The organism is Bathymodiolus platifrons methanotrophic gill symbiont (assembly GCF_002189065.1).
In the GTDB taxonomy this organism is placed as follows: domain Bacteria; phylum Pseudomonadota; class Gammaproteobacteria; order Methylococcales; family Methylomonadaceae; genus Methyloprofundus.
On the sequence record NZ_BDMN01000131.1, the window covers coordinates 1 to 13,224 of the forward strand.

16 protein-coding genes are annotated in these 13,224 nt (G+C 40.3%); 4 read left to right on the plus strand and 12 right to left on the minus strand.

Features of this window, described 5'->3' with window-relative positions; translation table 11 throughout:
- The first annotated feature begins 161 nt into the window (after window positions 1-161).
- Window positions 162-824 (plus strand): AAA family ATPase, encoded by a 663-nt coding sequence (locus CDZ78_RS08260; protein WP_307190471.1) that lies wholly within the window; start codon window positions 162-164, stop codon window positions 822-824.
- A complete protein-coding gene (locus CDZ78_RS08265) occupies window positions 814-1,437 on the plus strand; it encodes a hypothetical protein (protein ID WP_087869590.1) in 624 nt (207 codons plus the stop codon). Before CDZ78_RS08260 ends, CDZ78_RS08265 begins: the two co-directional genes overlap by 11 nt.
- Before the next feature lie 782 nt (window positions 1,438-2,219).
- On the opposite strand, the gene CDZ78_RS08270 is transcribed toward CDZ78_RS08265, so the two are convergent.
- Window positions 2,220-3,518: an IS1380 family transposase gene (locus CDZ78_RS08270; RefSeq protein ID WP_244559198.1), complete on the minus strand. Its 1,299-nt coding sequence runs from the start codon at window positions 3,516-3,518 to the stop codon at window positions 2,220-2,222.
- Here CDZ78_RS08270 and CDZ78_RS23010 point away from each other — a divergent pair.
- Both CDZ78_RS23010 and CDZ78_RS08275 read left to right on the plus strand, forming a co-directional pair.
- Window positions 3,475-3,675: a hypothetical protein gene (locus tag CDZ78_RS23010; protein ID WP_244559199.1), complete on the plus strand. Its 201-nt coding sequence runs from the start codon at window positions 3,475-3,477 to the stop codon at window positions 3,673-3,675. The two genes, CDZ78_RS08270 and CDZ78_RS23010, sit on opposite strands and share 44 nt — an antisense overlap.
- A 372-nt stretch (window positions 3,676-4,047) precedes the next feature.
- The gene (locus CDZ78_RS08275) at window positions 4,048-4,443 is read left to right on the plus strand and encodes a hypothetical protein (protein WP_087869593.1); all 396 of its coding nucleotides are present in this window, start codon (window positions 4,048-4,050) and stop codon (window positions 4,441-4,443) included.
- 246 nt (window positions 4,444-4,689) lie between these two features.
- Here the strand turns inward: CDZ78_RS08275 and CDZ78_RS08280 are convergent, their stop codons facing one another.
- From CDZ78_RS08280 to CDZ78_RS08330, 11 genes are all read right to left on the minus strand, one after another.
- On the minus strand, window positions 4,690-5,133 hold the full coding sequence (locus tag CDZ78_RS08280) for a YaiI/YqxD family protein (RefSeq protein WP_087869594.1): 444 nt from the start codon (window positions 5,131-5,133) through the stop codon (window positions 4,690-4,692).
- Window positions 5,134-5,190: 57 nt separating this feature from the next.
- Window positions 5,191-5,706 carry a hypothetical protein gene (locus tag CDZ78_RS08285; RefSeq protein WP_087869595.1) on the minus strand — a complete coding sequence of 172 codons (516 nt, stop codon included), beginning with the start codon at window positions 5,704-5,706 and terminating at the stop codon, window positions 5,191-5,193.
- Between the two features lie 119 nt (window positions 5,707-5,825).
- A complete protein-coding gene (locus CDZ78_RS08290) occupies window positions 5,826-6,152 on the minus strand; it encodes a cold shock domain-containing protein (RefSeq protein ID WP_087869596.1) in 327 nt (108 codons plus the stop codon).
- A 22-nt stretch (window positions 6,153-6,174) separates the two neighbouring features.
- On the minus strand, window positions 6,175-6,519 hold the full coding sequence (locus CDZ78_RS08295) for a (2Fe-2S) ferredoxin domain-containing protein (RefSeq protein ID WP_087869597.1): 345 nt from the start codon (window positions 6,517-6,519) through the stop codon (window positions 6,175-6,177).
- A complete protein-coding gene (gene cobJ, locus CDZ78_RS08300; RefSeq protein WP_087869598.1) occupies window positions 6,512-7,843 on the minus strand; it encodes a precorrin-3B C(17)-methyltransferase in 1,332 nt (443 codons plus the stop codon). Before cobJ ends, CDZ78_RS08295 begins: the two co-directional genes overlap by 8 nt.
- A complete protein-coding gene (locus CDZ78_RS08305; RefSeq protein ID WP_087869599.1) occupies window positions 7,840-8,241 on the minus strand; it encodes a cobalamin biosynthesis protein in 402 nt (133 codons plus the stop codon). The genes cobJ and CDZ78_RS08305 overlap by 4 nt, the downstream gene beginning before the upstream one ends.
- Window positions 8,238-8,966 carry a cobalamin biosynthesis central domain-containing protein gene (locus CDZ78_RS08310; protein ID WP_087869601.1) on the minus strand — a complete coding sequence of 243 codons (729 nt, stop codon included), beginning with the start codon at window positions 8,964-8,966 and terminating at the stop codon, window positions 8,238-8,240. The genes CDZ78_RS08305 and CDZ78_RS08310 overlap by 4 nt, the downstream gene beginning before the upstream one ends.
- Window positions 8,967-9,059: 93 nt before the next feature.
- Entirely contained in the window at window positions 9,060-9,437 is a 378-nt protein-coding gene (locus CDZ78_RS08315; protein WP_087869602.1) for a hypothetical protein, read from the minus strand.
- Window positions 9,438-9,471: 34 nt separating this feature from the next.
- Complete coding sequence (cobI, locus tag CDZ78_RS08320; protein ID WP_087869603.1) at window positions 9,472-10,221, minus strand: precorrin-2 C(20)-methyltransferase; 750 nt, start codon at window positions 10,219-10,221, stop codon at window positions 9,472-9,474.
- Between the two features lie 563 nt (window positions 10,222-10,784).
- Entirely contained in the window at window positions 10,785-12,065 is a 1,281-nt protein-coding gene (cbiE, locus tag CDZ78_RS08325) for a precorrin-6y C5,15-methyltransferase (decarboxylating) subunit CbiE (protein ID WP_087869604.1), read from the minus strand.
- Window positions 12,058-13,152: a cobalt-precorrin-5B (C(1))-methyltransferase gene (locus CDZ78_RS08330; RefSeq protein ID WP_087869605.1), complete on the minus strand. Its 1,095-nt coding sequence runs from the start codon at window positions 13,150-13,152 to the stop codon at window positions 12,058-12,060. The genes cbiE and CDZ78_RS08330 overlap by 8 nt, the downstream gene beginning before the upstream one ends.
- Window positions 13,153-13,224 lie beyond the last annotated feature (72 nt).

Sequence of the window (13,224 nt, forward strand, 5' to 3'; positions counted from 1 at the left end):
AAAAATCATCACTTCGCTTAGGCTCCGTTTCCCTGATTTTCAGCGTATGCTAAAAAAATTGAAGTAAATGGATAGATATGAAGAATCATATAGGGTGTAGTAATCTTTTAGTCAGAAAAAGAATAAATAAAATAGAATATGTATATTAAACATTACAAATCATGGAGTATGAAATGATCATATTGATAGGTAGTCAAAAAGGTGGAGTTGGTAAATCTACCATATCAGTTAATTTGTCTGCTGCATTGGCTACTCAAGGAAAAGATGTTGTTCTTGTAGATACTGATCGTCAGTCATCATCAAGCAATTGGGCTGAAGATAGATCTGAAAATCCAAAGTTACCTGTTGTTAATTGTATACAAAAATATGACAATATAAGAGCTTCCTTGGTAGATTTAAATAGCAGATATGAGTATGTTATTGTTGATGCTGCTGGTAGAGACTCAAGAGAATTAAGAACAGGACTAGTTGCTGCTGATGTTTTTCTTATGCCAGTTAGACCTTCTCAGTTTGATCTGGATACAATTCCAACTATGCGTGATATGGTTTCAGATGTTAAAGAAGAATTAAATCCAACATTAAAGTTTTTTGCTGTGTTATCAATGGGGCCAACTAATCCTATTATTAATGAATCAGAAGATGCCCAACGTTTTTTTAGTGAGTATCCTGATATATCTTTGTTATCTACTATCATTCGAGAGCGTAAAGTATATAGGGATTCAATTTCTTCAGGTCGTGGAATGGGGGTAATTGAACTTGATAACACAAAAGCAAAACATGAAATAAACTCAGTCATAAATGAGGTGTTGAATAATGACATTTAAACACCGAAATAAAAGCCCAGAGTCATTAACAAAATCTGAAATTGATAAAAAAACAGAAGAGTTTGCAAATAAAGCTGAAAAAAATAAACTAGATAAACAACACCATGAAATTAATTTATCAGGATTATCCTTAGACGACCTTGCTGAACAGTATGTAGATATTGATAGACAGTCTCACATACTAAAAGGATTAATATTGCTGGAAGCTAGAAAACGATTTTCAAGTAATAATGAGTTTGGGACATGGCGTTCGTTAAAGTTTAACGAACGGCTTACAGGACAGATGGCAACACATCTAATGAATTTATCAAGGTTTTTTAATGATAAAAGACCTCTAGGCAATATACCTATCAGTGCTGGGTATCTTATATCTGCTCCTAAATTAGAGGATGTTGCTGATATTGTATATGAGCGTGTATCAGAAATTCATAAACCCTCATTGAACACTGTTAAAGAAATTATTTCTGGGTTAAAACCTAGTACCAATGACAATGGTGAAGATGAAAACATCGATAATGAGTTACTACGTCTTAATAAAATGACAAAAAAACAACTGATAGATTTATTGGTTAATAATATTACGCAAAAACAATTAAAAAAGTTATTTAAGTAATTTTTTCAATTCTATTTATCCAATATAAACGGTTCTGTCGCAGAAAACAGAATCACTCTATTACCTACGATCATAAGATTAAATTTCAGCCAAAGAACTCACATTGAGCGGGTATGGATTTATATTTTTAGATTAACTATTTATTTTAAAATAAATAGTTACAATAAGTTTAGTAGATTTCAATGGCTTATATGAAATCATTTAAAATCAATGTGTTACATGAATAATAATACCTTCGCCAATTTTAATTTAAGCCAGAAATGACAATCTTACACCTATATAAATCAACCGTTTATAGGCTGTAAAAATCATAAAAATGAGTGTATTTTTATTTTGGCGAAGGTATTGTGAATAAATAAAGCCATGAATTCTAATATTAGGGTTTTATTATTTATGCGTTTTTACATAACACTCTAATTATTAAAGTATTTTTAATATAAAAATCAGAAAATAGACCCGCTCAATGTAAGTAAATCACCTCAATTAATTGCTTTATATTCTGTATCAGAGGTTACAGTAAAAGTTTTTTCTTATTACTGGCGAGCAAAAAATAGCACCTAAATCCTGCAAGCCATTATTTTGATGCCTATTAACCATATGCATTATATGGTTAATAGGATTTCTACTGCCTTTTTACATACCCTTTACCAATCGCCGGATCCAGGCATCCAGATTCCAGCTATAAATAGAGGGATTCTTTAGTACTCTCTGAACTCAAGGCAATAAGTATTCTGCCAATGCATCATGGCTTTTAATCAAAATCGCTTTACTTTTATTTAACGCTAAGCTGGTAACCCCAGCTTAACCCAGTCATCCCATTCCTGAGGGTAAAGCGGATCGGCAGGCGTTTTTACTCTTAATTGATTATTTCCCGTGAGTAATTTTCCGGCCACCCTAATCAGATAAGTACGAAGTGTTTCCGGTTCCCATTGGCACAAAGTTTTGTTACCACTCAATTGAGCCATCCAACGAATTGTATTGTAGGCGAGAACAGCGCAATGAAATAATGCAGCATTGGCCATGAATTGATCTGTTCTAATTTTACCTAAACCCATTTGTGATTTTGCTTCTTCGATCCATGTTTCGCACGTTGCTCGTTCACCGTACTTCTTATGTGCTTGCCAAGGGGTTAAGATTTCGGTTGTCACATAACAAAAAGAGTCGTACTCAGTTGCTTCCCAAAGTTCTGACTGAGGGCCTGCCACTGGTTTAGGTAACTTCATCCTGACCGCCACGAACTGACGAGATCGAGACCAGTCACCACAACGGTATTGAAATTCACACTGTTCCCAACCGGGTTGGCCTTTAATGGCTGTCCAGGTCTGTTTGGCCAGCAATGATTTCAAATTATTAAGTTTAACCTTTATCAAATAGCCATGCCCTCTGATGTCAAGTAATTCCATTAGGTCGCCCACAAAGTAACCACTGTCACCACGAAAAATAATACGCATCCGATTGGGTAAGTGGGCCAGTAGTTGTTTGGTAAATTCAACAACACCATTACTCGTAAAGGCATTGCCTGTTCTGAACCAGGCTTGTAAAATTTCTTTTGTTTCCGCTAGAAAAGCAATTTGTGGATGGTAAGAACGGGCACCTTTCTTTTTGGGGTTAAAGCCTTTGGCACTTCCTTCTTGTCGACCACAGACGGTATCTACGGTTGAATCGACATCAATCAACTGGACTGGCTGTATGCCTGTTTTGGATTTTCCGGAGCGGAGTAATCGACGCCAGTGCTGGCCACGCAAGGTATGCGTGAGTACTTCAAACTGGCTTATCTGTGCATCACTCAGTTCTTTAAAAATCCGTAATACCGTGGTTTCAACAGGAATCTTGACCCAGCCAGCTACTTTACGTAGCACACTGTCCGCGCATACCGTAGTTACTTTTATCATTGACGTTGCTCCACCTATCATGCCTACCAGAGTTAGTAGAACCGCATCAGATAAGTGATAGTCTGCATTATCTCCCCGTGGGTGCGCGATGCTTCGTTTTACCGTTTTCTCAAATCCGATCCGGTCTAAATATTTCACGACTGGAATGAGTCCGGCCTGGCTCGTTAATCCATGTGCAGTGGAAGATATTTTTACTGAGCGTGTACGATTTCGGACGCGAGATGAGGTTTTTGGTGCTTTTGAGGGCGTCATTAAAACAATTAAAGCTATATTAGTTGAGAGAGATAGTTATTTACTAGGGCTAGCCCGTTATTGTATTAAATCCGGTTCGCGCTGGGATGATTAAAAGCGCTGAACAATGAAATTGGAGTAGTTACCGAATTACTGCTGGGCTGACAAGCCCTCCTGACTGGTTTGACCGAGAGTGGCTATTAAGCTGTTTTAGTAAAAACGAAAAGTCAGCAATAGAGAGTTATATGCAATTTGTAGCGAATGGGGTGCAGCAACCATCTCCCTGGGCAATGTTGAAAAATATATAATTATATTTTCTATAACTGATCATTTATCTCCATAATTCTATAGTAGACCCCTTAATTCGTGTGACCCCTTAATTCGTGATGTATCATTAAAAGAATATTCAATCATCGAAAATGAAAGCAAGAAAAATGAGCAGAATCATATCGTCTATGCCTGGGCGCATAAGGCTTCGTGACAAAAAATGCGTGATCAAGAAAAATTAAACGAATTGACAAAAGAGCTATCTAAAATAGCCGTTATTACCTCGTTACAAGGTAATGTCCGTACCGGCAGCCTTTTGTTGCATTTTGATCGAAATGCTATCGTGCTTTCAACCATTGAAGCGAACATTGACTCCACTGTTGATCAGATAATCGGTAAAGCTCCGAAACCACAGCTGCTGTTGTCGAAAAAGAACCTTAATCGTTATAATAAAATGGCAATGCTAGGAAGTTTAGGAGCGTCGCTAATAACGCTCAGCATGACGAACAGGAAACGTCGGGTACGCTGGCATAAACTGACAGGCTACTTATTTATTGCACATCTGGGCATGCATTTGTTTTTCTATCGTAAAGCCTTGCGTCGTACGTTTCGTTGAGCACATCTTAGTGGATTTCGATGTTCGTGTCTTCGAAGAGGCGCCCAGCGGATTTACTATACACTTCCAACATACTTCTAAATCACAAATATAAACGAAACGGTCGATTGTCAGCCAATAACCGAGTTTCACTGTAAGATTTGATCGCGACTATTTTTTGAAGATATCAGATTTAATTTGAGCTAATACATATAAAACTACTATAGTTTATAGCAGTTTGAATTTTGAACGAGTTGAGTTGAGTCGCTATCGTTTGCTTAAAAACTTATCTAATTCATTAGCAAATGCCTGCCGATCGTTTTGGTTTAATGCCGATGGGCCGCCTGTTTGTATGCCACTGGAGCGGAGCGTATCCATAAAGTCGCGCATATTCAGACTTTCTCGAATATTATTAGCGGTATACATTTCACCGCGATGATTAAGGGCATAGCCGCCTTTTTCAATTACCTCGGCGGCTAATGGAATATCCCCTGTGATTACCAGGTCACCTGCATTAACTTTTAGTACAATTTCGTTATCGGCAACATCAAACCCACGGCCCACTTGAATAAATTTAATATAGCGTGAAGGTGGCAGGCGAATAAACTGATTAGCAACAAAGGTTACCAACACTTCGGTGCGTTCAGCAGCACGACATAAAATATCTTTGAGCACCACTGGACATGCATCTGCATCAACCCATATTTTCATTTTTTAAAAACCTTAATAAATAATTATTGTGGGGGGGCGCTTGCGCAAGATTTGTTTTTAATGGTGATGTGCGCTTTTTTTAGGCTTTAACGCAGGGAATTTTTCTAGAGCAAATTCTGTATGACATTCGACACAGGCAGTATTTAGTTTATAAAAATAAAAGTTAACAATATCAGGATGCCCCATTTCCGCTGCATGGGCTAACATGCCAGCTGAGTGATGGAATGCCTGGTCACGCTTGATAAATTCTGCGGGTAAAGATTTATGTAGGGCGTGGCGTTGTTCAGTTGTTAGTTTTTGTTTTAATAAATAACTGCCTTCTATGTTTTTACCAATATCAGCAACTTTTTCCCAGTCGCCACTGGCAATGGCAGGAACTAGTGACATCATGCCAGTCTGGATTGCCTGCATTTCCTGCTGTAGTAATTCGTGAATTTCATCATCCAGTTGTATTTGTGTTACCTGTTCTATATGGGTTTTGGCTTCAGCTTTTTCATGTGTCAGGTGTAAGTCACTACAACTGGCAATAAATAAAGTGAAAGGAATGATTGCGAATATACGGTATGAGTTCATTTCGGTGTTGATTTTGAAGTATAAGGATGGGAGCGATGCCTCAATATAGTTGACTTAAAGTCAACTATATTGAGGCGGTACTTCTATAAATGTGTTGCTATGTGAAGAATATCTATCTCTTATAGGGAAGTCAGAACTAGATAAATAGCTGCACTTGAGATAAGTGCTGTGATTACGACTGTTAATAGGGTATTGCATTTTTTAGAGGCGTCATGAAATGGTTCTACGCCTTCTATAATCGCATTACTTGCTTTTGTTTTGCCGTTTTCTTCGATTAAATCGTAATGAATAATATCTCCGACTCGTGGTCGGCGGCTCATATTATTTAATGATGAAATGTGAATAAATACATCGTCTTCTTTATTGTCACTTTCTGTGCGGATAAAGCCAAATCCTCTATCATCTTTCCAGGCTGCAATAGCCCCTGTATATTCCTGTGTAGCCATATAAACCTCTTTCTTCGTTTCTTTATTTCGTCGCGCCTGGTCCTTGGTGATAAATATAGTCGACCACAGGCACACCACCCAGCAGATGTTCTTTGATAATTCGATCTAATTTTTCGCTGGTTACATCATAATACCAGACTCCATCAGGTTGTACGCAAATAAGAGGCCCTGATTTGCAAGTTCCAAAACAGGTAGCTCTGCTACGTTTGACTCTAAGGTCGCCTGCATTAAGTCCAGACTCCTTGAATTTATCTCTTAACTGATCATAAAGAGCTTGTCCTGCACTATTTTCAGTGCATCGTTCACCAACACAGACTAACATGTGACGTGTGTAGTCCAGCATTTTTGGCTTAATGGTTTCAGTCATTGTCTTTCTCCTCTACCAGCGTATGCCAAGTGTGCCAGTATGCTTGTAGTTTTTCTGCACTAAACTCAGCATTTTCTTTGGTTAATAATAGCCTAAAAACAAGGTGGCCTTTGTTATCAATAAAGTTCACACCATAAGATTTACCTTCACGGCAAGCCAGATAAGCAGAATCAACTTTGCTCCAGTTGATATGACAGTGGAATGCATCGGTTTCTATATTTAACCAGTCACCACGCATTTCAACGTCTTTAGCCTGTAGAAACAATTCAGTTACCGCACCCGCTTCTGCACGAATAATACCGCGTAAACGGCCCCATTTTTCGCAAGCACTAATAACATCAGCTAGTGAATCATTTTTGATTCGTGCGGCTTTATGCTCTCCTGCATTTTCACCCGCAGCTATGGCATTCAAAACTTCACCCACGACAACACCGAAGTAATCTGCGATTTTCTCTAATGTTAAGCCAGCATTATCCTGTACATATTGCCTTAAGCAAGCATACCAGCCTTCTAAGCCCATGCTTAATGAAATACCTGCCTGTTCTCCTTCTTTTGCTTCTCCGGTGAGGCTACTATATTTATTGGCATAACCTCGCGGGGTAATCATTAAGCCTTCTTGAATAAAGGTAGATGAATTACCAATAAGAACAGTCGTTAGCATGCCTATATCACAATTAGACATCTCATCAAGACGCACCAGCTGTATATCCTGTCTACGCCGATAGGCCGATTTAACAATGGCAACTGGAGTATCAGGGCGGCGGTAGCGTAATAAAATAGTCTGTGCTTCAACAATTTGTTGGGTGCGCCGGCCGCTTTTGGGGTTATATAGAGCGATTACAAAGTCCGCATGACCAGCCGCTTCGAGGCGGCGTGAAATCACTGGCCACGGGGTTAATAAATCCGATAAGGAAATCGAGCAAAAATCATGAGTTAAGGGAGCTCCGACTAATGATGCACAGGCAGAAAGTGCAGTGCTGCCTGGAACTATTTCTACCTGAATATCATCATTGGGTGTCCAGCCAGCCTGTAATAGGACTTCATAGGTAGGCCCTGCCATGCCGTATACACCAATATCACCCGAAGAAATCAACGCGACAGTTTTACCTAGTTTTGCTTGATCATAGGCTTCTATGCAGCGGTCAATTTCTTCAGTCATGCCTTTTTTGATGACTTCTTTGCCGTCGAGTAAGTCTTTGACTAATTTGATATACGTGGTGTAACCGATGACCACATCGGACTCGCTAATGGCAGCTTTGGCTTTAAAGGACATGTGTTCTTCAGCGCCAGGACCAAAACCAACTAAATAAATCTTTCCATTCATGTGTTTGTTCTCATTTGGACAATGGAAACCGTGGCATTTTTACCATCTGCTCCACGGTATTTGTATTTTTCAACTAATAAATCGCTCATATCCGTCTCTGCGGCTAAAATCGCAGCGGCTTCAGATACTGAGGGAGTACCTACATACTTCATAACCACTGCGGATGGACTAGGAACGGGAACTTTAGCTAACTGTTCTGCAGGGTAGAAGAGCATGGGTAAAGCGATTTTTTTTGCTAACTGTAATAGTGCGACTTCATCCTGTTTTTTATCTATACTGGCGAGTAGCGTAACTTGCTCAAGGCTTAAATTAGCTGAAGCGAGTGCTTGAGTTATGGCTGTTTCTACCGTAATAAGCGGCGTGCCTCTATCGCAGCCTAAGCCTAAAACGAGCTTCACTGAGGGGGCCTGTATACCACTAGACCTTCATGCAGTTGCTGCCAAAGGTTTTCGGGAATGTCTTGATTTGTGACCCACAAGACAGCTTTAAACTGACTTAAATCAACATCAGAGAAATGCTCAAATAAATGGATGTTTTTGGGTAAGGCTGTGCTCCGTGTCCACCAGTTTTTGTTACCAGCTTCCTGAATAAAGGCGATAGGCTCTTCATTAACGACATGAGCAGAAACACGGGTGATATTGATTTTAGGTGCTTCAACTTGCCAGCCAAGTTCACGCCCTAAAATATCCACAGGGATGGTCTTACCGACATCGGAAGCAGTTGTTAAGACGGGTGTTGCCTGAAGTAAATCAGCTAGCATTTCAGCGCAGGCATTGGCGCCACCGACATGACCAGATAAAACAGGAATGACAAACTGAGCGGCATCATCAACGACAATAATACCGGGATCTTCATCTTTGGACTGTAAAAAGGGTGCAACTAAACGTACGACGGCACCCAGGGATACAAAAAAAACAATCTGATCGTAATTTTGGAATAGGGTCGCGATTTGTTCACGAAAAGGACCGCTATAAAATCGGGCTGAATTTTTACTAGTTTCAAGTAATTCACGGAATTTTTCCGAAACTAAAATATCAGCATCAGGGAGTTTTGCAGCAAGTTGTGCAACTTGATTAGCGCCATGCTTAGTGATGGCAACCAGAACGATTTTAGGTGAGGACATAATTTTACTGAATTATAAAAAGGAGCATTATAACCCAGTAAAACAGTAGGAAAAGAACAAGTATAATAAATACTTGCTCTGTATCAGTGCGACTTAGTATTTTACTTCTTTCTCAATAACTGTTTCGCCATCTATCACTAATTTTGAAATACCACCAACAGTTAGATGTAAAGTACATTCAGCTTTTTTAAAGCTGTAATCTTCATCCGCTTTTGCGGTTTCCCAGGTTAAAGATACATAAGTCTGCTTATCAGTATCTGTAGAAGTTGGAAAATAAACCTGATCACCTGTTTTAGTTTTAATTGCCACTGGGCACTTTCTATTTGCCATTGTTTGCATTGCTGCAACCGCTCTAATCATACCTGCAGCTTCTTTTTGTTCAGTCGTTTGTTCTTTGTTACCACCAACCATTAAAAAGCCTACAACAAACACACCAACCACTGCAGCCATTAATTTTTGAACATTATTCATATTATTTCCTCTTTGTTTTCTTATTGTTAGGAGTTTACTTTTTCCGGCAACCGCGGATAAGATCCCCCCTCATTCTATGGGAATTATGTACCATTAGCAATGATAGATAATTGACTTTTTGTCCTTTTAAACTTAATACATCGTGGACAATTCGCTCTTCACTAGACCCAGCTTTTTCGATAAAACAAGACTGAGTTAATAAATCCTTATGTTCTAATAATCTGAGTATATCATCAAGTAAAGGTTTAACCTTTAATAATATTAAGGTATCAAAATCACTGAGCATTTTATCAATCATTTCGATACCATACCCAGCCGGAATAATCGCTATGGTATCGTCGGTATCAGCCAGGGGCATTTTTGCGCGTGCAGCAGCAGCATTAAATGAACTGACTCCGGCAATCGTTTCTATTTGTGCGTTACTATCCAGAGCTGCAACCGTTTTAGCCAGGTGCTGAAAGGTAGAATAAGTTGAGGCATCACCTTCGACTAAAAAAACCACATCACGCCCTGCCTGTAATTTTTCTAATACCTGTTCTGCAGCTCGTAGCCAGTATTTAGCTAATATCTCTCGGTCATGCGTCATCGGAAAAACAAGTTCAGTATGATTATCCGGTGGTACTAACCCTGCTTCCAGAACGATATTAAGTGCATAGCTCTTACCCTGTTTTTTTCTAACCGGGTAAGTCCAATCGGCACCAGAATGCAGTAGATCCCAGGTTTTTCGAGTAATTAGTCCTGGATCACCGGGGCCGAGTGATGCACCATATAAAGTTGCAGTCATTTATTTCACCATGAAGGTTTTCTAGGGGGTGAAGCTATTGATGTATTAATAGTTTCATAAGTATTCGCAGTATAAAGTTCAAAAGGCGGGGTGCTGGCTTTTGAGGCTGTGAAAGCATTCAACAAAATCCCCCTCCTGTTAAGGAGGGGCTAGGGGAGGTTTGATATATGTTTTATATGATTCCTCCTCAATCCTCATTTCTCAAGGGGGAGACTAAAAGCAGATACTTTTTAGCGTGCACTGTTATTGCCTCATGTAGGCTAAAGCCTACGCCCCAATAGTAGTGCAAGAACTTATGCAACAATTAATATCCTGGTTACGTACAACTCTCAACCAAAGTAAAATTAAGCTTTAAACATCAGTATGTTAAAAAACATGTCATTCCCGAAGTCTTTTATCGGGAATCTATGCTTAACCAATGAGATTCCTGCTAGAAGCATGCAGGAATGACGAGGTATGGCTGAGAGTCATGGGTAATCAGGAAACTTTTTACTTCTGATTTTAATAGCTTTCGATAGCTGGTAATAAACTGTCTCCTCTTCATGTCCTTCATGGTGAAATATTTAATATTCTGCTTTCTGCGCACAGACGATCCACACAGGGTTTTCAGCGCGCATTCTATTCATATGTAGAATAGGCTGGCTACGAGATGCTTGTATCTGGGTAATATCCCAATCTGCACCACTTTGTTTTAGTGCCTCTAACGCCGTCGATAAATTTTCTAAAGTCACAAAATTCATTACCAGCCAGCCATTAGCCTGTAGTTTCTCTAGGCAAAGTGTGATCAGTTCAGCCAGTTCACCGCCCGACCCGCCTATAAATACAGCATTAGGTGATGGCCAGTTTTCCATGCCTAAGGGTGCTTTATTCTCGATTAAAGTGTAATTATGCAGGGCAAAGTCGCGCGCGTTTTCACTGGCAATGGCGAAGTCAGTAACATTTTTTTCCACGGCATAGATATGGCCTTTGGGGCACAGTTTTGCTGCTTCAATACCCACCGAACCCGAGCCTGCGCCTATGTCCCAGACGATACTCGCTGCGGTTAATTGCATCCTCGCTAATGACACAGCACGCACTTCTCGTTTGGTAATAAGGCCTTTATCTGGTTTACGCTGCTTAAAGGCATCATCCGCATAGCCAAACAGTAATTCCGGTTTTTTAGCTTCTAGTCGCGACAAGATAACCACATCATTGCCATTAAAATTTTGCTTGGCAAGTTCGGCGATACTTAGGCCCTGAAAGATTTTTTCATCGGCACAGAGTAAATTCTCTGCGACCACCATGGTAAATAAGTCGCTCATATTTTCCATGATTAACATGCGAGCTATACGTGCAGGGTTATTTTCAGGGCTAGTTAAAATCGCTAATTTATCATGCTGGTTGATCGTTTGTAATAACACATAAAAACCATGTTCAGCACCTGAGCCTGTTTGCCACTCACCCGCATCTTTATTATGTACTGAGCAGATCTTTGCATCTTGCCAGGCCATGCCTATACTGGCAAACGCTAATTGAATAGAGGAAATATTAGGAATAATATCCAGCTTTTCCGCACCCAGTTTTTTGCTTAAAAAACTGGCAATACCATGACACAGAGGATCACCTGTAGCTAGTACCACTACCTTTTTTTTCTCTGCTAAAGCGTGATTAATCCAGATCGGCACTTTGCCTAATTGCCCGGTTAAATCTTTAACTTCAGCTGAGTTGATTGAACTTGAAAATAGCTTTAATACCCGCGTTGCGGCGATGACCACATCGGCATTTTTTAGAGCATTTAATGCGGGCGAGGATAGTCCTGTAAGACCATTATCCAGAACCCCGATAATTTGACAGCGATTAGACATAATCTACTAATTTTCCTCCTTCAAAATCACACATTAAAATTCGATAGCTAAAGACCCCGGGATAACGTGTTTCGAGAGTTTTGACTACGCGCGAACATAATGCTTTATAGAATTTTTCAGCCAGACCTAATTCAAGCATACGCTCTCCTGCAAATCGGGCAGTTTCTCCTGCTGCTATTTCTGCGCAAACCGATGCATCAGCGCCAACGCTTGCGGCAAGGTCAGCTAATAACTGAGTGTTAACCGGGTTACGACGGGCATGAGTAATGACTTCTCCCTGAGCAATTTTGCTTAATTTACCAACCATACCACCGATAATAATTTGCTTAATACCAACTTGTTGGGCACTATCTAAGGCGGGACCTAAAAAATCTCCCATCTGCACAAAACAGGCGGGATCTAAATCCGATAACTCGCGAATGGTGAACTTTTCAGTACGGCCGCCAGTAGTCAATACGACGGCTTGTTGACCTTGGTTAGCCGCTACTTCAATACCTTGTACCACACTAGCGCGAAAAGCCGCTGTGGAATAGGGGTGGACTATGCCCGTTGTACCTAAAATGGAAATGCCATCAATAATGCCCAGGCGATCATTCAGGGTTTTTTTAGCCATGTCCTGGCCACCCGGAACGGAGATAGTGACTTCCAGACTTTTGCTTTGCAGTAGTTCATTCGCTATTTCACGAATATTGGCTTCAATATTTTTACGTGGAATGGGATTAATTGCCGGTCCACCCACTTCCAGTCCCAGGCCGCGCATGGTAATGGTGCCGACACCATCGCCTCCTTTTAACCGTACTTGATTTACTGAATCGGCTAAGACACGTACATCGGCAGTCATATGCGCCTGATGAGTACAATCAGGGTCATCCCCTGCATCTTTGATAATAACGGCATGAGCGTAATCTTTAGCAACCGAGCCTTCATGTACAACAAAGGTAATTCGCTGCCCATTGGGTAATAAAGATTCAATTTGCTCAGGTATTTTTCCCGTTAATAGGCCTAAAGTAGCAGCGCGTGCAGCTGCTGCAGAGCAAGCGCCTGTAGTGTAGCCTTTGCGTGTGCCTTTAGGTTTCTTAGGTGTCATGAGCGTTGAGTAATAGTAGAGCGGACTTTAGTCGGCTAATACAAAGAGGTGCGAGACTAGCGGACTAAAGAG